At 26.8% G+C, this 20,861-nt stretch carries 21 protein-coding genes and 1 tRNA gene; 4 read left to right on the plus strand and 18 right to left on the minus strand.

Going from position 1 to position 20,861, the window contains the following annotated elements; genetic code table 11:
• The first annotated feature begins 292 nt into the window (after positions 1–292).
• A complete protein-coding gene (locus J7M87_RS18300; RefSeq protein WP_291653340.1) occupies positions 293–631 on the plus strand; it encodes a hypothetical protein in 339 nt (112 codons plus the stop codon).
• A gap of 256 nt (positions 632–887) precedes the next feature.
• Here the strand turns inward: J7M87_RS18300 and J7M87_RS18305 are convergent, their stop codons facing one another.
• Both J7M87_RS18305 and J7M87_RS18310 read right to left on the minus strand, forming a co-directional pair.
• A complete protein-coding gene (locus J7M87_RS18305) occupies positions 888–1,202 on the minus strand; it encodes a hypothetical protein (protein WP_291653342.1) in 315 nt (104 codons plus the stop codon).
• A gap of 174 nt (positions 1,203–1,376) precedes the next feature.
• Positions 1,377–1,907: a flavodoxin domain-containing protein gene (locus J7M87_RS18310; RefSeq protein WP_291653344.1), complete on the minus strand. Its 531-nt coding sequence runs from the start codon at positions 1,905–1,907 to the stop codon at positions 1,377–1,379.
• A gap of 360 nt (positions 1,908–2,267) precedes the next feature.
• Here J7M87_RS18310 and J7M87_RS18315 point away from each other — a divergent pair, with 360 nt between their 5' ends.
• Positions 2,268–3,464 (plus strand): MFS transporter, encoded by a 1,197-nt coding sequence (locus J7M87_RS18315; protein ID WP_291653345.1) that lies wholly within the window; start codon positions 2,268–2,270, stop codon positions 3,462–3,464.
• A gap of 100 nt (positions 3,465–3,564) precedes the next feature.
• Here J7M87_RS18315 and J7M87_RS18320 read toward each other — a convergent pair whose 3' ends face one another.
• The 14 genes from J7M87_RS18320 to rbsK all read right to left on the minus strand — a co-directional run bounded on the left by J7M87_RS18320 (position 3,565) and on the right by rbsK (position 17,775).
• Complete coding sequence (locus J7M87_RS18320) at positions 3,565–4,815, minus strand: ATP-binding protein (protein ID WP_291653347.1); 1,251 nt, start codon at positions 4,813–4,815, stop codon at positions 3,565–3,567.
• A 373-nt stretch (positions 4,816–5,188) separates the two neighbouring features.
• A complete protein-coding gene (locus tag J7M87_RS18325; RefSeq protein ID WP_291653349.1) occupies positions 5,189–6,448 on the minus strand; it encodes an ATP-binding protein in 1,260 nt (419 codons plus the stop codon).
• A gap of 13 nt (positions 6,449–6,461) precedes the next feature.
• Entirely contained in the window at positions 6,462–6,590 is a 129-nt protein-coding gene (locus tag J7M87_RS18330; RefSeq protein WP_291653351.1) for a hypothetical protein, read from the minus strand.
• Positions 6,591–7,163, minus strand: a complete 573-nt coding sequence (locus J7M87_RS18335) for an accessory gene regulator B family protein (RefSeq protein ID WP_291653353.1) — start codon at positions 7,161–7,163, stop codon at positions 6,591–6,593.
• 160 nt (positions 7,164–7,323) lie between these two features.
• A complete protein-coding gene (recQ, locus tag J7M87_RS18340; protein WP_291653355.1) occupies positions 7,324–9,081 on the minus strand; it encodes a DNA helicase RecQ in 1,758 nt (585 codons plus the stop codon).
• Between the two features lie 339 nt (positions 9,082–9,420).
• Positions 9,421–9,843 (minus strand): hypothetical protein, encoded by a 423-nt coding sequence (locus J7M87_RS18345; protein WP_291653357.1) that lies wholly within the window; start codon positions 9,841–9,843, stop codon positions 9,421–9,423.
• 350 nt (positions 9,844–10,193) lie between these two features.
• Complete coding sequence (locus J7M87_RS18350) at positions 10,194–11,117, minus strand: transketolase family protein (protein ID WP_291653359.1); 924 nt, start codon at positions 11,115–11,117, stop codon at positions 10,194–10,196.
• Between the two features lie 12 nt (positions 11,118–11,129).
• Positions 11,130–11,942, minus strand: coding sequence for a transketolase (locus J7M87_RS18355; RefSeq protein WP_291653361.1), 813 nt, complete (start codon positions 11,940–11,942; stop codon positions 11,130–11,132).
• A 17-nt stretch (positions 11,943–11,959) separates the two neighbouring features.
• The gene (locus J7M87_RS18360; RefSeq protein ID WP_291653363.1) at positions 11,960–12,958 is read right to left on the minus strand and encodes a LacI family DNA-binding transcriptional regulator; all 999 of its coding nucleotides are present in this window, start codon (positions 12,956–12,958) and stop codon (positions 11,960–11,962) included.
• Between the two features lie 73 nt (positions 12,959–13,031).
• A complete protein-coding gene (gene rbsB, locus J7M87_RS18365; RefSeq protein ID WP_291653365.1) occupies positions 13,032–13,946 on the minus strand; it encodes a ribose ABC transporter substrate-binding protein RbsB in 915 nt (304 codons plus the stop codon).
• Between the two features lie 20 nt (positions 13,947–13,966).
• Positions 13,967–14,905, minus strand: a complete 939-nt coding sequence (locus J7M87_RS18370) for a ribose ABC transporter permease (RefSeq protein ID WP_008680310.1) — start codon at positions 14,903–14,905, stop codon at positions 13,967–13,969.
• Positions 14,906–14,921: 16 nt separating this feature from the next.
• Positions 14,922–16,427 carry a sugar ABC transporter ATP-binding protein gene (locus tag J7M87_RS18375; protein WP_291653369.1) on the minus strand — a complete coding sequence of 502 codons (1,506 nt, stop codon included), beginning with the start codon at positions 16,425–16,427 and terminating at the stop codon, positions 14,922–14,924.
• A gap of 17 nt (positions 16,428–16,444) precedes the next feature.
• Positions 16,445–16,840: a D-ribose pyranase gene (gene rbsD / locus J7M87_RS18380; RefSeq protein WP_291653372.1), complete on the minus strand. Its 396-nt coding sequence runs from the start codon at positions 16,838–16,840 to the stop codon at positions 16,445–16,447.
• A gap of 5 nt (positions 16,841–16,845) precedes the next feature.
• Positions 16,846–17,775: a ribokinase gene (rbsK, locus tag J7M87_RS18385; protein ID WP_291653374.1), complete on the minus strand. Its 930-nt coding sequence runs from the start codon at positions 17,773–17,775 to the stop codon at positions 16,846–16,848.
• Positions 17,776–17,965: 190 nt separating this feature from the next.
• Here rbsK and J7M87_RS18390 point away from each other — a divergent pair.
• A tRNA-Met gene (locus J7M87_RS18390) sits at positions 17,966–18,041 on the plus strand.
• Positions 18,042–18,086: 45 nt separating this feature from the next.
• Here J7M87_RS18390 and J7M87_RS18395 read toward each other — a convergent pair.
• Positions 18,087–18,932, minus strand: a complete 846-nt coding sequence (locus J7M87_RS18395) for a hydroxyethylthiazole kinase (RefSeq protein WP_291653376.1) — start codon at positions 18,930–18,932, stop codon at positions 18,087–18,089.
• Between the two features lie 188 nt (positions 18,933–19,120).
• On the opposite strand from J7M87_RS18395, the gene J7M87_RS18400 reads away from it, so the two are divergent.
• Positions 19,121–19,681 (plus strand): NUDIX hydrolase, encoded by a 561-nt coding sequence (locus J7M87_RS18400; protein ID WP_291653378.1) that lies wholly within the window; start codon positions 19,121–19,123, stop codon positions 19,679–19,681.
• 487 nt (positions 19,682–20,168) lie between these two features.
• On the opposite strand, the gene yedF is transcribed toward J7M87_RS18400, so the two are convergent.
• The gene (gene yedF, locus J7M87_RS18405; RefSeq protein WP_291653380.1) at positions 20,169–20,768 is read right to left on the minus strand and encodes a sulfurtransferase-like selenium metabolism protein YedF; all 600 of its coding nucleotides are present in this window, start codon (positions 20,766–20,768) and stop codon (positions 20,169–20,171) included.
• Positions 20,769–20,861 lie beyond the last annotated feature (93 nt).

Raw genomic sequence — 20,861 nt, forward strand, 5'->3', positions numbered from 1 at the left:
TTAATTTAATACATTCTAGAACAGATCTACTATCTTTATACTTTCATATTTATTTAAATTTATCTGTATATGTTGGCATCTTATAAATTCCATTAGGATTTTGTCTGAAAAAATCTTCAATTTCATCTAATTGTTTTAATGCTTCTTCTTCTTCATTTTTATAAATATGATTTTATTTCTATATATTTACATAATATATTTTAATTTCAAACTAAATAAACATTGAAAATTACTTTGTAAGTATAAAAAAATATTTTTATCAAAAACTAAGAAAAAACAAAGGAGAATACAAATGATAAAAAAAATATTTTTAACTCTAGTATTACTTATATTATTTCCTAACAGTGTTAATGCAAGTACAACATCTAATTATGCTGCACCTATACCAACTATTTCAAAAACCTATACAGAAGGTTTTTATAAATTTAATAATTCAACTAATGTAGATATAGGCATACTATTAACTACCAACACTCCTACTAAAATCATGATCCTTGATGAAGAAATGAATATTGAATATATGAGCTTAGTACCGTATAACTATAAATTTTATCTCCGTAATATTGCCCCTGGAAAAATAATAGCACTAGTTGGTGATGGCGAAGTAGCAATATCATTTTTAACTCCTTAGATAAACTCTACTATAAAATCTTCTAAATTCCGCATTATTCAGGAGTGAGTATGCGGTATTTTTATCTCTCAATAAATCCATATTGATATGTTCTTTTTATACTACATATTACTTAATTCCATAAAATTTATTAATATAAATCTATTTCATAATAATCTCTATATTTTTATTGAGAACTAAAAACGCACATTCTCTTTTGAATAAAGCGATATTTTCTTTAACTTATATTTAATTTTTTCTTAGTAGTATTTTAAGATTATTCTTTAGTACCTATATAACCTTTCTTTCTTGCATAAAATTCTAATATATAGTTTAATCCCAAAAAAATTATTATTGTTATGATAATAAAATTTGGTTGCTTTTTACCAGTTCTATTCCACACTAAGTAAAAAGCAAGTAATAAAAGTGAATTAGCTATCCCAAAAATCAATTGTGTACTATAGTATTTAGCATTTAAAATAATATATTTATCATTTAGCATATATACACTTTTTTTATTTTTGTAGCATATCACATTGTAAATAATAAATATTGTTACGATAACGCAACCCATAATAAATAATAAATCCATAAAACTTTTCCCCTTTTATATTAATAAGAATTTAATACAATTACTAATTAATTATAAAATATATTCCAAATACTGTACCATTCAATTTTCAAAGAAAGTTTTCATTTCTCAAATCTCAATATTCCAAATTATTCAACTAATTAACTTGTCATATTCAAACCTAACAGTAAATTATTACTCATCTAACTCTTTTACATACCTAATTAAATCCTTAATATTTTCTTTATTACAATGATATTCTGCAATATTATATGCATCTAACATACCTTGTTCATCCTCTGTTCTTTGTTTTTTTAATCTTAATTTTATTTTTAACATATTCATTAGAATTTTATCTGCTGTGTTTAGCTTTTTATAATCAAATCCACCTCTCAAATAAAAAGTTTTAATATAATTTAATTGCTCTTTATTAAAATTATAATCCCATACTTGTTGAAGCTCTTCTTTTCTTCCTATGCTTGCCCCTGTTGCCCAAATAACAATTTTCTTGTTACATAATAAATCATAGTTTTTCTTTATTAATGCTAATCCGTTAATGCCCACAGCATAAAGTCCGCCACCATAAATAATTACATCGTATTTTTCAAGTTTTTCTACTGTTATATCATCAGCTACTTTTAAATCGCAATTTAGATCTTCTGAAATCCATTTTGCATATGTTTCTGTATACCCTGATTTAGATTTGTAAATAACGATTGTTTTCATAATTCCCCCTATTAATGTTTTATTGCTAGACGTATTTATTTTATCTTTTAGAATTGTTTACTATCTTTAATAAGCATCAAATTATACAGTTAAATTTTTGTTTGCATAAATTATCTTAAGCGTTTTATATCCAAAAGGCGCACTAAATAAAATATTTTACTCTTTATGTAGTGACTTATATACAAAGATACTTTTGAAAGCATTGCTAAGTACATCAACATATATTGTTCATATTATATATATTTTACCAAATAATCATTAATATGTTAATATTTTCAACATGATACTAATAAAATATATTCATTTATTGTATAATATACTTTGTAATCTTTAACTTAAATTTATAAAATGGAGGATAACATGACTTTTCCTTATAAACATACAATGTACGCTTCTTTCATTGGCTATATTGTGCAAGCAATAATAAATAATTTTATTCCACTATTATTTTTAACTTTTCAATCATCTTATAATATCCCAATTTCAAAAATAACATTTTTAGTTACTTTCAATTTTGGATTTCAATTAGTAATTGATTTTCTTGCTGCTGGATTTATAGATAAAATAGGTTATAGGCTTTCTGTAATAATAGCTCATATTTGCGCTGGGCTAGGTCTAATATCATTAACAATTCTTCCTGAAATTTTTAGTGATCCTTTTATTGGATTATTAATTTCAGTTATGATTTATGCTATTGGTGGTGGATTAATTGAAGTTTTAATAAGTCCTATAGTAGAAGCATGTCCAACAGATAATAAAGAAGCTGCAATGAGCCTATTACATTCTTTTTATTGTTGGGGACACGTTGCTGTAGTTTTAATATCAACGATATTTTTTAGTGTATTTGGAATTTCAAATTGGAAATACCTTGCAATCTTCTGGTCTTTAATACCAATATTAAATATTTTTCTTTTTATAAAAGTTCCTATTTTACATTTAATAGAAGACGGTGAAAATAGTTTAACAATTAAAGAATTACTTTCAAACAAAGTATTTTGGCTAATGGTACTTTTAATGATATGTGCTGGAGCAAGTGAACAATCTGTTAGTCAATGGGCATCTACTTTTGCAGAAAAAAGCCTTAATGGTAATAAAGTCCTTGGTGATTTAGCTGGTCCAATGTTTTTTGCAATAATGATGGGTATATCTAGAACAGTCTATGGTAAAATAGGTGAAAAAATAAACCTAAAAATATCTATGATATGTTGTAGTTTGCTTTGCTTTATAAGCTATATTATTATATCCCTATCCCCCTGGCCACTACTATCTCTTATAGGATGTGGTATTTGTGGGTTTTCAGTTGGTATTTTATGGCCTGGAACCTTTAGTATATCTTCATCGATACTAAAGAAGGGTGGAACTGCAATGTTTGCTTTTTTAGCACTTGCAGGAGATGTAGGATGCTCACTTGGTCCAACTATTGTAGGCAGCGTATCTAGTGTTTTTAATGATAATATAAAGATTGGAATTTTATCCTCAAGCATATTCCCTATACTATTAATTATTGGAATAATTCTATCTAAAAATAATAAAAAGATAAAAATTCAAAATATATAAAAATGAGGGGGAAACTTTAACAGCTTCTCCCTCATTTCTTGAGTAATCATCATTATTGTATTTTCAATTATTTATATTATGTGTATTTTATTTTTCATTATTAAATAAGTAAAGGTAATTTTATAACAAACTTAGTTAATTTCCTATTGCTTGTTACACTAATATCTCCATTATTTTTATCAACTATTTCTTTTACTATATGTAATCCAAATCCATTATCCCTATTTTTATTTTCTTTTGTAGAAAATCCTTCTTCAAAAATTCTATCAATAATCTTTTTATCAATTTCCGGTCCATTATTTTGAATGCTGATTAAAACATAATTAAATGAATAATAACTATTAATCATTAATAGCCCTTTTCCATTTAATGCATCGACAGAATTCCTTACTATATTAGAAATAACTTTATGAAGTTCTAACTCACTTATCTTAGTATCTTTTAATTCAGCCCTTTCATCTATTAGAACATCTACTTCTTTTAAATCAGTAGAGTTCACCACTTGAGATATAATAGAGTCCTCAGAACTTAGAACTTTAACTTGAGTTGAAATATCATTTCCATCTATTATTCCTTTTAATAATTCACCTAATTTATCATAATTATTCATAAGATAAGCTCCATACAAATATGAAATTTGTGAGCCATAATCATGCTTTATTTTTTTCAGTTCGTTAATCTTACTTTCTAATTCTTTATTTAGTACATATACTTGCTTTGAGTTTTTATCTATATTTACAAAATGCCAAGCAATAAAAATAATAAATCCACCTAATAATACAAAAATTATTTCTTTGAATACTGGATTGTCCTTATCACTAATAATACGTGAAAATGACATTATAAAGTCAAATACTACTGTCCCTATTATTAAAGTAATTATAGATGAAACTCTTGATTTAATTATCAAGCTTATATTATAAATAAACTTCATATTCTTTAATACAAAATATGAAATAATAAATTGAGTAAAATACAAAATTATCATACTTGCATATATATTATCAGAACTTGAAATATTATTAAATATTGTTAATAATATAAAAGATAAATTAGCACTTATTCCAATTATTGAATATATTATACTAAACCCAATAGTAGCTCCTAATTTATCATCTTTAAACATTAAGTTTGTTAATAGTAATTGTCCCATATGTATTACTATTATTCCTAAACTCGAGTTTCCTAATAAATAAGTACTACCGATTATAAAAAGTGCTGTTATAGTTATTAAAATAATTGATTGTATTTTACTTTTTTTATATTGTTTATTCACACAATAATTTGATGCAATAATAAACATAATACTTTGAATAATACTAATTATAATATCGGTCAATCCTTCGTACATACTCCTCAATTCCTTTATCTTAAGTTTTTAATTATTTCTAGCATAATTTGCTCTAACTTTTTTAATATAATTATTATATTAATCTATAGGATAATTTCTTTATTATTTTATTCATAAAAAATACCCTTTATTAATTTAACACACTCCATATACATAACGCAATATTTCCTTATAATATTCTATATTTTTTAATTTTAATTTATTAATAACTTATTTTTTATAATGCTTTTTTAAATAATATTATATTTTATAAAAAATCTAAATTGCTAGTAAATAAAAATGAGAGGGAACTTGTACATTTCCCTCTCATTTTTAAATAATTATTTTATTTCACTCTCAATTATTTATATTACATATGTTCTGTATTTCATTATTAAATATATAAAGGTAACTTTATAATAAACTTAGTTAAATCTTTATTACTTGATACCCTAATATTTCCATTATATTTATCAACTATCTCTTTTACTATATGCAACCCAAATCCATTATCTCCATCTTTATTTTCTTTTGTAGAAAATCCTTCTTCAAAAATTCTATTTATAATGTTTTTATCAATTTCCGGTCCATTATTTTGGAGGCTTATTATGATATGATTATAAGAGTAATAACTATTTATCATTAATAAGCCTCTACCTTCTAATGCTTCTATAGAATTTCTTACTATATTAGAAATAACTTTTTGAAGATCTAGTTCATTTATATCGGCATCTTTTAATTCAGCCTTTTCATCTATAAGTACATCTACACCTTTTAAATCTGTACTGTTAACTATTTGAGATATAATGGAGTCCTCTGAACTCAAAACTTTAACTTGAGTTGAAATATCATTTCCCTCTATTATTTTTTTTAATAACTCACCTAATTTTTCATAGTTTCCCATAAGATATGCACCATATAAATATGAAACTTGTGAGCCATAATCATGTTTTATTTTTTTTAGTTCAGCAATTTTCTTTTCTAACTCCTTATTTAAAGTATATATTTCATTAGATTTCTTATTTATAATTGCAAAATACCAAGTTACGAAAATAATAAATGCACCTAATAATAAAAATATTATTTCTTCAAATATTGGATTGTCCTTACCATTAATTATAAATGATAATGATATTATAAAATCAAGTATTATTGTCATTATAATAAAAGTAATTATAGATGAAATTCTTGATTTAATCATTAAATATAATTTATACATAAATTTCATATTCCTTAAAACAAAATATGCAACAATATATGAAGAAAAATATATAGTTAATATCATTAGTGAATTCATATTTTTGCTACTAACATTTATAATATTGGTAATAAAGCTAAGTATAATATTACTAATAATAGAATGTATACAAATTATAAAATATATTATGCTAAATCCAATAATTGCTGATAATTTATCTTTATAATAGGGAGAAATCGTAAAAACCAATGATACTATATGCATTATTATAATTGATAAGCTATAATTTCCCATAAATGAGGTAATCAGTATTGTTGCTGAGGATATCACTACTGTTAATACAATTAGTTTTATTGCATTTTTTTTATATTTTTTATCAACACAATAATTTATTGTACTAATAATCATAATAGTTTGAAGCAAACTATTTATAATATCATATATCCCAGTGTACATATATTAAACCCCTCTATCTAGTCTTTCTCATTGATTCTGGCATATCTTCTACGCCTGTGCCTGCTAAAGATGCTGGTGCTGCATTTACTAAAAGTGCTGCTAAAAATAATACAAAAGTTCCTAAACACTTCTTTATTTTCATTTACTTCACCTCCTTCTTTTTTTCATATTTATTAAACATCAACATAGCTTGTACTAAAATTGTCCAAACTATTATTTGTGAAAGCATTGTAACTTTAAAAAGAATAATCGATAATATAGCCAATATAATTACAGTACTTATTCCAATTTTTCTATTTTTCCTAATAAGATCTTCTCTAGTAATTGGCATTTTATCATTTATAATTGGAGCTTTATTATATATAGAAAATATACTTATTAAATTTAATATAACAAAACTTATGAAGCTCAATTTATTATTTTCAAATAAAATAATTATTAAACTTACTATTATCAGTGTGGCAATAAAACATTTTACTTGAGTATCTTCATGATATCCTCCAATAAAGGGTTTTGTAATTGACATTATAGAAATTATTAATAGGCTTTCTTTAAAATAGCCAACTAAAGAAAATATAAAGATTATTAGTACCATCTTTATAACTTCATACACAGCAACTTTTAAAGCATATTTAGCTTGCTCTATTTGTTCATTATTATAATTATTATACTCACCTAAATCATCAACAAACCTATATATTAATTTTTCTATCATATTTAACACCTTTTACTTACAGATATTTATTATATGTATATATTATACTCTAATTTTATATACTTTTCCATATTTATTATTTTTTATTTATTACCTCAACACTTTTTCATAATATACATTTTTTATATTTAAATGTAAAAATAATGTATCTTTAAATAAATTAAAGATACATTATTATATTTAAAACTTCATCCCCATACTTTTCAAATTTCTTTTCTCCCATACCTCTAATGCTAAGTAGTTCCTCTTTATCTTTTGGAGCTTTGTTAGCAAGTTCAATAAGAGTTGAATCTGAAAATATAATATATGGTTTTATTCCTAGAATATTGGCTTTTTCTTTTCTCCAGAATTTTAGCTTATTAAATAAGTCTTTATTTTCAATCTTTTCTTCAATATCTTCACTTAGTTTACAAATAACTTTCTCTTGAGATTTTAATACTCGAATTGATTTAGGATTTAATTTTAGCATTGAATATGTACCATCTTTTAAATTAACATACCCTAGATCTAATAAGGTTTTAATTAAATCTCTTATGAATTTACTGCTATACTCTTTCATGATTCCATATGTAGTTAATTTATCTAAATTATTTTGAATTATCTTAGGACCTTTAAATCCTCTTAAAATATCAACTAATACAGAAATTCCATATTGCTCTCTCGTTCTATATACACATGATAAAATCATTTGTGCTTCTATTGTAAAATCTCTAAGTTCTTCATTGTTTAAGCAATTGCTACAATTATTACAATATGGTTTTGCATTTTTATCTCCAAAATAATTTAAAATAAAACTTCTATAACATTTGTTATATTCACAAAAATCCACCATACTTTGAAGCTTTCTTATTTCAATTTCTTTTCTCGTATTACCTACAGTAGTATATATCAAATATTCTAATGTTCTTATATCTTCTCTGTTATATAAAAGGTGACATTCCGTTTTTTCTCCATCCCTGCCCCCCCTACCTATTTCTTGATAATAATTTTCAAGGTTCTTACATAGAGTAAAATGTATTATATATCTTACATTGGATTTATCTATTCCCATTCCAAAGGCATTTGTCGCAATCATTACATTAAAATTATCTTTTAAAAACTCTTCTTGGTAATAATTTTTTTCTTCATCCTTCAATCCACCATGATACTTTGCTACTTCTATTCCTCTTTCTTTTAAGTAATAGCATAAAGCATCAACTTCTTTTCTCGTCGAACAATAAACTATTCCTGAAGCTTCTTCATGATCTCTTATATAATCTTTTATAAATTCAGCTTTATCTTCTTCCTTATGTACACATATTGATAAATTTTCTCTATCAAAACTACCTAAATATGCATATGGATTAATAAGTTCTAAAAGGTTTAAAATATCTTTTCTTACTTCTGTAGTTGCTGTAGCTGTAAATGCAGTAACTACAGGTCTAACATTTAAGCTTTTTATAAAAGGAGCTATAAATCTATAACTCTTTCTAAAATCATGTCCCCACATAGAAACACAGTGTGCTTCATCTACTGCAACTTGACTTACCCAGAGCTTTCTTAACATCTTATTAAAATATTCACTTTCTAATCTTTCTGGTGCTATATATAAAAGCTTAACTTCTCCATCATAACATCTTTTTAATATTTCCTTTATATCGTCTAAACTTTGAGTACTATTTATATATTCAGCTTTTATTCCTATATCATTGATTGAATCAACTTGATCCTTCATTAAGGATATTAAAGGAGATATAACTAAAGTAATTCCATTAAAAATTAAAGCAGGAATTTGATAACAAACTGATTTTCCTCCACCTGTTGGCATAATGCAAAGGCTATCCCTTCCCCTTAGAATATTTGATATTATTTCACTTTGTCCTTCTCTAAAGGAGTTATATCCAAAATATTTTTCTAAAACTTCCAATGCTTTATTCATAATGTTAATCACTCCTTTCTCCTTAAAATTCTACCATATTTTCTAAGTATTAAAACACTATTTGTTAATAAAAGAATAAAAAATGAAAGAATAAACAGTTAAAAGTGAAAAAATTATGGATGTTTTGCTACAAAAAACTTAAAATTAAATTAGTCGAAAGCACTTTATATTCAAAAATCCTTGGGATTTTTTCTCTAACTCCTTCATTCTTCATTCTTTCACTTTTACTATTTCTGCAGTAATATAACAATAGCGAAGATAAATAATATGTGAAATAAACATATCTATTTACCTTCGCTTTTATATAAGCAAAACATAAAGTTAACCTTTACATACGTCCTAATTTAGCATTTTAATTATCTTTTCATTTTCTTCCTTAGTTAAATTAAGTTTTTCTGTTATATTTAATAATTTTTCAAATAATTCATTTTCATCTATTATATTTCTTAAATAACTCGTTATAGAATTACTTATTTCTAAAACTATTTGAAGAACTTCAATTCTATCTTCAGATTTAAGTTTATTTTCTTCTACAGCTCTACATAATATATAGCCATATACTGAACATAACTCAACATAATCTATTATTTCTTCTGATGATATTTTATTTATCATGCATTCAATTTGTACTGGTGAATACTCTTTATAAATATCATTATTTATATTAAAATGTAATGATGCATTTATAAATTCATCCTTCAGGTCGCTTGTTACTTTTCCATGTAAGTAATTTAAAACTAGTTTATATATTATAACATCCATTACGACTGTCCCCCTAAATAATTCCTTTACTTATAATTTATCATAATATTGCAAACTTTTAAATTATATTCTAAAAAATAAAAAATATATTTTTTATTTAATATGAATATTAATTTTTAGTTGCTATAAATTTAATTTAAATACAATTATTAACAAAGCTTGTCTAAAGGAACCTTTCTGCCTTACTTATAAATTTCACTTTTTATCATTAGCTCTTTTTTCGTAACTGATTGCAATCTTTATAATATTATATTTCCCAATATAATAAAAAAGATACCTATGTAAATTGAGGTATCTTTTCCATTTAAATAACTTATACAAAGGTTAAATTTTTATTTTAACTTTATATATTAAATAATTTCTTTTACAGCTTTTATTATTTCATCACTTGTTAAGCCATATTTTTTCATTAATTCATCAGGAGTTCCTGATTCACCAAATGTATCTTTTATTCCTATAGTTTTAACTATTGTAGGATGATTGCTTGTTACAACTTGAGAAACTGTTGCTCCAAGTCCACCTATTATTGAATGCTCTTCAGCTGTAACAATTCCCTTTGTTTCTTTTGCTGCTTTTATTATTAGTTCTTTATCTATTGGTTTAATAGTAGAAATATTAATAACTCTTGCATTTATTCCTTCTTCTTTTAACTTATCAGATGCTTCTATTGCTTTTTGAACCATCATTCCAGTAGCAATTATAGCCACATCGTTTCCTTCTCTAAGCTCTACACCTTTTCCAATTTCGAACTTATAGTTATCATCAAATATATCTTCTGTATTACATCTACCAAATCTTAAGTAAACTGGTCCTACAAAATCTGCTGCCGCTTTTGTAGCTTGCATAGCTTCTCTGTGATCTGCTGGTACTATTACAGTCATATTTGGAAGTGCACTCATAAGTGCAATATCTTCAACAGATTGATGTGAACCACCATCTTCTCCAACTGTTATACCTGCATGAGTTGCAGCTATTTTAACATTCATTTTTGGATAGCATATTGAGTTTCTTATTACTTCAAATGCTCTACCTGTAGCAAATACTGCAAAAGTACTAGCAAATGGTATGTTTCCTACATTAGCAAAACCTGCTGCCATTCCCATTAAGTTTTGTTCTGCTATACCTGCATTAAAAAATCTATCTTTAAACATATTTTTAAAATCACATGTTTTTGTTGATTTAGAAAGATCCGCATCAAGAACTACAACTTTTTCATTTTCTTTTCCTAATTCTACTAAAGCCATTCCATATGATTCTCTTGTTGCCTTACCCATTATAAATACCTCCTATTTCATGATTTCCATAATAGCTTGTTCTGCTTGTTCTTTGTTAGGTGCTTGTCCATGCCATCCTGCTTGATTTTCCATAAAGCTAACACCCTTACCTTTTACAGTCTTCGCTATTATTACTGTTGGCTTACCTTTTGTTTCCTCTGCATTTTTAAATGCTTTATCTAATTCTTCATAATCATGTCCATCACATTCAATTACATTAAACCCAAAACCTCTAAATTTTTCATCTAAAGGACTAATTCCCATAACTTCTTCGTTTTTACCATCTATTTGTAATCCATTAAAATCAACTATTGCAACTAAATTGTCTAATTTATAGTGAGCTGCTGCCATTGATGCTTCCCAAACTAAACCTTCTTGAAGCTCTCCATCTCCTAATACTGCATAAACTCTAGCATTATTATTTTGAGCTTTTAATCCTAAAGCCATTCCTACAGCATTAGATATCCCTTGCCCAAGTGATCCTGTTGATACATCAACACCAGGAACATGTTTAGAATCTGGGTGTCCTTGAAGTAAGCCACCTGTTTTTCTTAAAGTTTTTAATTCTTCCTTAGAGAAAAATCCTTTTTCAGCTAATACTGAATAAAGCGCTGGAGCTGCATGTCCTTTACTTAATACAAATCTATCTCTTTTCTCCCACTTAGGATTATTTACATCTATATTCATCTTTTCGTAATATAAATATGTTACTATATCTGCACAAGATAATGAGCCACCTGGATGTCCAGATTTTGATTCACAAAGCATTTCTATTATATTTTTTCTAACATTCTTAGAAATAGAAATTAAATTTTCTTTATTCATATTTTACACCACCCAATCTATTTTACTGTTTTTCTTTCCACTAAATATGGTTTTAAATTAATAATATTTTCTCTACTATTATTACTTGCAACATCCATTAATAAATTAAAGGCTTCCTTCCCCATATTATAAATTGGTTGTGCAATTGTAGTTAACTCTGGCTCTATATAAGAACATATTCCTATATTATCATAACCTAATATTCCTATATCTTCTGGTATTTTCAAACCTTTTCTAATCAAACACTTAATTCCACCAATGGCCATAATATCACTACTATAAAATATTACATCAATATTATTATTTTTCTTCATGAGTCTTTCAGTTGCATTTATTCCCCCTTGTAATGAAATTTCATCCTCTTCTAGTAAAAGTTCATTAAAAATATTATACTTCTTAGATATTTTTTCAAAGTATCTAAGTCTTGAATTTGAGCTTACTTCATTTTGAGTTGCTCCTACAAAAGCTATATTCTTATATCCTTTTCCTATTAAATAATCCAAACCTATTTTTATTCCCTCTTCGTTATCACAAAAAACACCATTTACATTTTCTGCTTCATCAATGTGCCTATCAACAACAACAAATGGTACTTCATTAGATTTTAGCATATTTATAGAATTACTTTTCTTACCACTTGCTACAATTATTACTCCATCAACTAGTTTGCTTATTAATAATCTTATATACTCTTCTTCTTTTCTACTACTATTGAATGTATTACATAAGATTATACTATATCCTTGTTTTTCTGCTTCTATTTCAATAGCTTTTGCCATCTCTGCAAAGAATGGATTTTCTATATCTGGAATAACAAAACCTATGGTATAACTTTTTTTTGTACTTAAACTTCTTGCTAATGAATTTGGTATATAGTTTAGCTCTTTTGCAGCTTCTAAAATTCTATTTCTTGTTTCTTCTGAAACATTTATATCTTTATTATTTAATACCATGGATGCTGTGGTTCTAGATACATTTGCATACTGAGCTATATCTAGAAGAGTTATCTTGCTCATAAATTCCACTCCTTATTGCAGTTTTACATATAAGATTATATCATAATTTACTAATATTTATTTGACAAATTAACTAATAATTTTTATTACTAACAATTTTTAGATCAGCTGCTATTTCTTTATCTACTGCTTCACCATTATATATTTTTAATGCTAATACAACTCCTAATGCACCAATTAAATCTGGTTGTTGTGCAACAGTTGCAATCATTTCTCCTTTTTCAACTGCATCTAAAGCATCTTCATTTCCATCAAATCCTATAACCATTGCCTTAACATTACTTGTTCCAATTGCCTTAGCTGCTCCAAGAGCCATTTCATCATTATGAGCAAATACTACTTGAACATCTGAGTTACCTTGTAGTATATTTTCCATTACTGATAAACCCTTTTGTCTATCAAAATCTGCTGCTTGACTTGAAACAAACTTAACATTTGCTTTATCATCTAAGATACTATGAAAACCTGCTCCTCTATCTCTAGTTGCTGATGCTCCTGGGATGCCTTGAAGTTCAACTACATTTATATTTGCCTCAGTTCCAAGCTTTTCTAAAACAAATTCTGCTGCCATAGCTCCCCCCTTTATGTTATCTGAAGCTATATGACTTGTAACTTCTCCACCGTTTGATTGTCTATCTAAAGTAATTACAGGTATATTTGCATTATTTGCAACTTCTACTGATTTTACAACAGCATCACTATCTGTTGGATTTATTAATAAAGCTACTACACCAAGTTGTATTAAATCTTCTACATTAGATCTTTCCTTAGCCGGGTCATTTTGTGAATCTAATACTATTAATTCAAATCCTAGCTTTTCTGCTTCTTTTTCTGCTCCTTCTTTCATACTAACAAAGAAAGGATTATTTAAAGTGGATAAAACTATTCCAACTTTTTTGTCACTCTTTCTATTTGAGCATCCCATAAAGAAACTCATTGAAATTATGGCTAATAGAGAAAATGCTAATATCTTTTTTATACCTTTCATGTTATCTCCTCCTATTTCAATTATGCTTTCTTTCTGCTCTTTTTATCTAATAATACTGCTATTAAGATAACTAATCCTTTTACTATTGATTGATAAAATGGTGATACGTTCATTAAGTTTAATCCGTTATTTAACACTCCTATAATAAGAGCACCTATTAATGTTCCTGTTATTTTACCTTCTCCACCTGCAAGTGATGTACCTCCAATAACAACTGCTGCTATTGCATCTAATTCAAAGCTTGTTCCTGCATTTGGTGAAGCTGATGCTATTCTACTAGTTATAATTACCCCTGCTATTGATGATGCAAAACCTGAAACTACATATACCAAAGTCTTAATTTTATCTGTGTTTATACCTGATAATCTAGCTGAATCTTCATTTCCACCTAGTGCATAAAGATATCTACCAAATCTTGTTTGTGATAAAACATAAATTGCTATTATAGAAACGATTACAGTAATTATAACTGGAATTGGCATGAATCCTATTTTTCCATTACCTATATTAACGAATTTTTCTGGTAACTTAGAAATTGGAGTTCCATTTGTAAATACTAAAGTAGCGCCTCTAAATATTGTCATTGTTGCAAGTGTTGCTATAAATGCTTGTAGCTTACCTTTTGATATTAAAAGCCCATTTACTAAACCAATTGCTATACCAACTAATGCCGCAACTATTATTGCTAATGTAACACTTCCTGTTGATTTAATTATTGATGCTGATAATGCTCCACTAATTGCTAAAGTTGAACCAACTGATAAGTCTATTCCACCAGTTAAGATAACAAAAGTCATACCTACTGCAATTATTGCATTAACTGAAACTTGCGTAAAAACATTAGTAATATTTGATAGTGATAAAAATGATGGTGTAACAAATGTAATTATCGCACATAGTAGCACTAGTCCTATAAGAGATTTATATTTAGATGCAGTTTCTTTTATATTAATATTCATAATTGTATCCTCCCAACTATTTATTCATTCCAACAGCTAATTTCATTATGCTTTCTTGTGAAGCTTCTTCTCTTTTTAATTCTCCTGATATTTTTCCTTCACTCATAACAAGTATTCTATCGCTTATTCCTAAAACTTCTGGTAAATCTGAAGATATCATTATTATTGCCTTTCCAGATGCTTTAAGTTCATTTAATAATTCGTATATTTCCTTCTTTGCTCCGACATCTATCCCTCTTGTAGGTTCATCTATTATTAGTACTTCTGGAGATAACATAAGCCATTTTGCAAGTATAACCTTTTGTTGATTACCTCCACTTAAGTTTTTAATTAATTGATCTCTGTTTGGTGTTTTTATCTTAATTTTATCTATATAATAATCAACATCTTTTATTGCTTTATTTTTATCTATAGACATCATTTTGCTTTCATATTTTTTTAAATTAGATAAAATCATATTTTCAGCTACAGATAAACTTAAAACACATCCTTCTTTTTTTCTATCCTCTGATAGATAACAAATTCCATTATCTATTGCTTCTTGAATATTCTTTATATTAACTTCTTTTCCTTTTATTTTTATAGTTCCAGAGGTCTTTTTATATTCTCCAAATATTGTTTTTGCAACTTCTGTTCTTCCTGACCCCATAAGACCAGCTATTCCTAAGATTTCTCCTTCTTTTACATTGAAGCTTATATCTTTTATTCCAACATTTGAGTTAAGATTCATAACTTCTAAAATGTCTTTTCCACTATTTACCTCTCTATAAGGGAACTGATCTTCTATTTTTCTTCCAACCATCATTGAAATTAATTTATCATTATCAATATCTTTTATTAAGGCATTTCCTGCATATTTTCCATCTCTAAGAACTTCAACTCTATCACATATAGCAAATATTTCTTCCATCCTATGGGATATATAAATTATTGCAATACCTTTTTTCTTTAAACTATCTATTACCTTAAATAAATTCTTAGTTTCTACTTCTGTTAAAGCTGTAGTTGGCTCATCCATTATTATTACTCTTGCATTCTTAGTTAAAGCCTTTGCTATTTCTACCATTTGTTTTTCTCCAACATTAAGGCTAGAAATAAGAGTGTTGGGATTTATATTTGCACCTATTTGATCTAAGAATAATTTACTTCTTTCTATAAGTTCCTTTTTATTTATTTTCCCAGTAAACTTATGAAATTTTTCATTTCCTAAAAATATATTTTCTGCAACTGTTAAATTATTTAAAACGCTCATTTCTTGATGGATAATAGTAACTCCATATTCTTCTGCTGATTTTATTCCTTTTATATGTGCCTCTACTCCATCTATAAATACCTTACCCTCATCTTTTTGATATACTCCACTTAATATCTTCATTAGTGTAGACTTACCAGCCCCATTTTCGCCCATTAAAGCCGTAACTTCTCCTCCATAAGCTGTTATATCAACATTGTCTAGGGCCTTTACCCCTGGGAATATCTTAGATACTCCCTCCATTCTTAGCATTGGTATTCTTTTACTCATATAAATACCCTCCTTAACTAAAATACAACTCCTGATTTTAAAATTATATTTGCATAAGGTGTTTGTTCACCTGTTCTAACTACTGCCATGCATTCCTTTAAATTTCTTTTTAATTCTTCATGAGATACAAATGTTATTTTCACATCTCCTATAATTGCTTTAATTTCTTCAAAAAGCTGTGGATTTATATTTTCTGTTTCCTTTGCTAATATTACTTCTTCTATTTGAAGTTCTTCTAATGTTGCTTTTAAAGTTTGCATAAATGTTGGTATTCCATTTATTAATGCTAAATCTATTCTTTCAGTTACACTCGGAATCGGTAATCCACAATCTCCTATTGCTAACATATCTGTGTGTCCCATTTTTGATATTACTGAACTTAAATTACTATTTAATAATGATGTTTTTCTCATTTGTATTACTCCTCTCCATAAACCTCTTCCACTTCTTTTAAATATGGTATTGAAGGTTGTGCCCCTTTTCTTTGAACTGCTATTGATGAAACCTTATTTCCAAATGTCACTGCTTTTATAAGATTTTCTTTATTCAAATTTTTTACATCTATTTTTGAACTTAGACCTCCTATAAAGCTATCTCCAGCAGCTGTTGTATCAATTGCATTTACTTTAAATGCTGGAACTACTTCACTAAAGCCTTCTCCTATTACTGCTGCTCCTCTAGAACCTAAAGTTATAATTACAAATTTAACTCCTTTTTTTAGGAAAACTTCTGCTGCTCTTTTTGCATCTTCTAAATTTTCTACTTTTATACCAGTTAAAACTTCTGCTTCTGTTTCATTTGGTACTATTATATCTGTTACCTTTAAAAGCTCTTCATCTATTTTTTTTGCTGGTGCTGGATTTAATATTGTAACTTTTCCAAATTCTTTAGCCTTTGTAAATGCTTTTAAAGTAATTTCTTCTGGTGTTTCAAATTGAGATATCAATATATCACTTTCTTTTAATGCCTTTTCTGATTTAGTAATTTCTTCTTCATTTATTGTCATATTTGATCCTGGAACAACTATTATTGAATTATTTCCGTTATCATTAACCATTATGATTGCCATTCCAGTTGCTTCTTCCTCATCTTCATATATAAAATTTACATCTATATTATCTTCTTTTAATTTATTTTTAAGTATTAAGCCATTATCATCTTTACCTATCTTAGATATCATTATTACTTCTGAGCCACTTCTCTTAGCTGCTACTGCTTGATTTGCTCCCTTACCACCTGATATCTTTTCAAAAGATTTTGATAAAATAGTTTCTCCTACTTGTGGTATATTATTAACCTTTAATACTAAATCCATATTCATGCTTCCAAGTACACATATCTTATTCATAAATCTCTCTCCTAATAATTATTTTTAGTAAATCGGTTTACTAAATCGGTTAACTATATAATAAATCATTTGTAAACGTTTTTCAAGTAGTTTTTTTAAAAATATTCTAAAAATTTTCGCATATTTTCCTTTACTTTTTGTTATAATAATGATATACTTAATTCACTAGCTAAGGTTAGCAACTTAATATCGCGGGATGGAGCAGTTGGCAGCTCGTCGGGCTCATAACCCGAAGGTCGTAGGTTCAAGTCCTGCTCCCGCAACCAAAAAAGCTTTGGATTTATCCAAAGCTTTTTATTATTTCTAACTTTTTATCTCACAAATGAATACTCAACTTTCGCTAATCTATTTAGCTTCTCTGCATCTATCTTCTCTATTTCATCTAATAAGTACTCTTTTAACCATATACTTTTTTCAGGTTTTAAGTTCTTTTGTACAACTATTCTTTCACTTACTGCTATAGTCATAATAGCAACTAAGACGCCTCTAAATATTTGTTCATTATTGCTTGCAGATGCGACCCCTACTGAAATTAATCCACATAATATTATTTCAATACCAAATATATTATTAAACCGTTCTTGCTCACCTTCTAAATAAAATTCACTAAATCCATCGGTTAAATAATAATCTTCACATTGAACTACTACTATGATATTATATCTTTTTGAAAAACTTCTTAGGCTTACTCTAACCTCTATATTTTCTTTTACCTTTGATAAGGTAAAGTCATTGCTCTTTAATTTATCATCACTTTGGATTAATACTTTAAATTCCTCTAACTTTCCCTTAACAACATTTATATTGTATCTATTTATGAATCTTAATGCTATTTCCTTTCTAAAAAAAGAAAAATTAACTCCCGTTATATCTAAAACTATAGGAATGCCTTTTCGTCTTGCTACTCTAATTGCTTTTTCCATTGTCTCTACCATTGCCCCACTTAAATTTTCTAAATTAATTAATAGGCAATCACATTTAGAAGTTATATCTGGTGCTTCTTCAGTAGAATTAGCAATTACAGGGCTACCATTATAGCATAAAATTCCTTGCGCTAAATCTTTTGCTGCAACTGAATTAGAGATACAGTGTATAAGAGGGTGCTTTTTTTTCTGCAAGCTCAAGTTCTCGTCTAATGCCCTTATACCAATTTGCATTTTGTATCCTCTCTTACATCCTGAACTTAAATTATAATGATGCTTCTATTTTATATACTACATCGATATATTTTATTCGACTCTATTTTCATATGTTACATATTTATTTTTCTATAGATTAATAGTTTAATCACATATTTTGTTATATAATTAAAATTAATAAAATTTATAATTCAAAGGAGAAATTTATGAGTTGGATAGAAGAAATAAAAAAATATATACCTTATACTAAACAAGAAGAAGCAGATAAAGAAGCAATTTTATATGCTATAGATAACTTTAATAATCTTTTAACTAGAGAAAATCCTCTTGCTCATATCACTAGTTCTGGATATATAGTAAATAAAGACAAAACTAAAGTCCTTATGATTTATCATAACATATATAACTCTTGGTCTTGGACTGGTGGACACGCTGATGGAGATAAAGATTTACTTTATGTAGCTATAAAAGAAGCTAAAGAAGAAACAGGTGTTAAAAATATCAAAGCATTAGATAATAAGATTTTTTCACTAGATGTTTTACCTGTTCCTGCACATATAAAAAGAGGTAAAGAAATAGCTTCACACCTACATTTATCAGTTGCTTATTTATTAGAAGCTGATGAAAATGATGAACTTTTTATAAAAGAAGATGAAAATAGTGGCGTTAAATGGATTCCAATAGATGAAATTGGAATTTATTCAACAGAGCTAGATATGATTAAACTTTACGAAAAATTCAATCACAAGATTAAAAAATTCTATTAAATAGATTGTCTACATAAAGAGGCTAACGAAACGTGAGCCTCTTTGTGTCTTGTAAAATTTACCAAACCTAATAACTTTATACTATTAAAATATGCAATGTATAGATAAAAAATAAAAGAATTAAAAAATGAAAGAATTGATGTTGTTTTGCGACGCAAAATAAAAAAATATAAATGCAAAGCACTTTCTATTCAAAAATTCCCAGGGATTTTTTTCATCAACTCTTTCACTCTTTCATTCTCTAACTTTATTAATTATTTAAAAATATAAATATAGGTTAATGAAGATAAATAGAATATGTGAATAAGCATATAGCGAGTAACTAGAAGTACGGTGAAGGAAAAACTACTAGTCCTTAGTGTTTCTTAATTGTTTGAGTGCAGTGAGTTAACCAAAACTCTTGGCATGGTAGTTCTTACAAGCCTAGTACTTCTTTGCGTAGCTATTTAGCTTACGGACCATATTCTATTTATCGTAGCTTTTATATTTATAGTTTTATAGTATTTCCGCTTTTGTTCATTAAGTCTATAATTTGATACATATTTCCTATTTCGCCAACTTTAAGTTCTTCTTTTAAGTTATAGAAATCAAGACATGCTCCACAACTTATTATATTTACGCCTTTTTCTCTCATAGAATTTAAGCTATCTAAAACATCTGATCCAGAGCAAGTCAGCTTTACTCCTCCATTTATAAACATTAAATTTTCTGGTAGTACTTCTGCTTCTGCTAAAGTATTTATATAGACTTTCATTAAAGTTTCCCCTAATCTATCATCTCCATTACCAAGTAAATTTGATGAAACTAATATGGTTGGAGCAACAGTATTATTAACTCTTTCTTCTTTATATATTTCTTCATCTATCTTTGAAAATTCACCTTTTGATAATTGAATTGTATATAATCCATTTTCTTCTTCAAAGCTACTATTTAGATTTAATCCCTTAGCTAATCTTAATATATTGTTTTTAGCAACCTCATTATCTACGATTACTAAAGTTTCCTTTGCGTCTTCTAAATCAAAATATTTCTTTGTTTTTATAACAGGCATAGGACATGCTAGCCCCTTACAATCTATAATATTCATACTGTCACCTCTTAATTTTATAATTTACTATATTTTGTTTTCTCTTATGATTTAATTATAGCGTTAATTTTATCTATGCTTCAATTAATAATC

Source organism: Clostridium sp., from assembly GCF_017888565.1.
GTDB lineage: Bacteria > Bacillota > Clostridia > Clostridiales > Clostridiaceae > Clostridium.

Coding starts and splice junctions, on each gene's coding strand:
- J7M87_RS18300 (WP_291653340.1), top strand. CDS start 293: ATGATAAAAAAAATATTTTTAACTCTAGTATTACTTATATTATTTCCT.
- J7M87_RS18305 (WP_291653342.1), bottom strand. CDS start 1,202: ATGGATTTATTATTTATTATGGGTTGCGTTATCGTAACAATATTTATT.
- J7M87_RS18310 (WP_291653344.1), bottom strand. CDS start 1,907: ATGAAAACAATCGTTATTTACAAATCTAAATCAGGGTATACAGAAACA.
- J7M87_RS18315 (WP_291653345.1), top strand. CDS start 2,268: ATGACTTTTCCTTATAAACATACAATGTACGCTTCTTTCATTGGCTAT.
- J7M87_RS18320 (WP_291653347.1), bottom strand. CDS start 4,815: ATGTACGAAGGATTGACCGATATTATAATTAGTATTATTCAAAGTATT.
- J7M87_RS18325 (WP_291653349.1), bottom strand. CDS start 6,448: ATGTACACTGGGATATATGATATTATAAATAGTTTGCTTCAAACTATT.
- J7M87_RS18330 (WP_291653351.1), bottom strand. CDS start 6,590: ATGAAAATAAAGAAGTGTTTAGGAACTTTTGTATTATTTTTAGCAGCA.
- J7M87_RS18335 (WP_291653353.1), bottom strand. CDS start 7,163: ATGATAGAAAAATTAATATATAGGTTTGTTGATGATTTAGGTGAGTAT.
- recQ (WP_291653355.1), bottom strand. CDS start 9,081: ATGAATAAAGCATTGGAAGTTTTAGAAAAATATTTTGGATATAACTCC.
- J7M87_RS18345 (WP_291653357.1), bottom strand. CDS start 9,843: ATGGATGTTATAATATATAAACTAGTTTTAAATTACTTACATGGAAAA.
- J7M87_RS18350 (WP_291653359.1), bottom strand. CDS start 11,117: ATGGGTAAGGCAACAAGAGAATCATATGGAATGGCTTTAGTAGAATTA.
- J7M87_RS18355 (WP_291653361.1), bottom strand. CDS start 11,942: ATGAATAAAGAAAATTTAATTTCTATTTCTAAGAATGTTAGAAAAAAT.
- J7M87_RS18360 (WP_291653363.1), bottom strand. CDS start 12,958: ATGAGCAAGATAACTCTTCTAGATATAGCTCAGTATGCAAATGTATCT.
- rbsB (WP_291653365.1), bottom strand. CDS start 13,946: ATGAAAGGTATAAAAAAGATATTAGCATTTTCTCTATTAGCCATAATT.
- J7M87_RS18370 (WP_008680310.1), bottom strand. CDS start 14,905: ATGAATATTAATATAAAAGAAACTGCATCTAAATATAAATCTCTTATA.
- J7M87_RS18375 (WP_291653369.1), bottom strand. CDS start 16,427: ATGAGTAAAAGAATACCAATGCTAAGAATGGAGGGAGTATCTAAGATA.
- rbsD (WP_291653372.1), bottom strand. CDS start 16,840: ATGAGAAAAACATCATTATTAAATAGTAATTTAAGTTCAGTAATATCA.
- rbsK (WP_291653374.1), bottom strand. CDS start 17,775: ATGAATAAGATATGTGTACTTGGAAGCATGAATATGGATTTAGTATTA.
- J7M87_RS18395 (WP_291653376.1), bottom strand. CDS start 18,932: ATGCAAATTGGTATAAGGGCATTAGACGAGAACTTGAGCTTGCAGAAA.
- J7M87_RS18400 (WP_291653378.1), top strand. CDS start 19,121: ATGAGTTGGATAGAAGAAATAAAAAAATATATACCTTATACTAAACAA.
- yedF (WP_291653380.1), bottom strand. CDS start 20,768: ATGAATATTATAGATTGTAAGGGGCTAGCATGTCCTATGCCTGTTATA.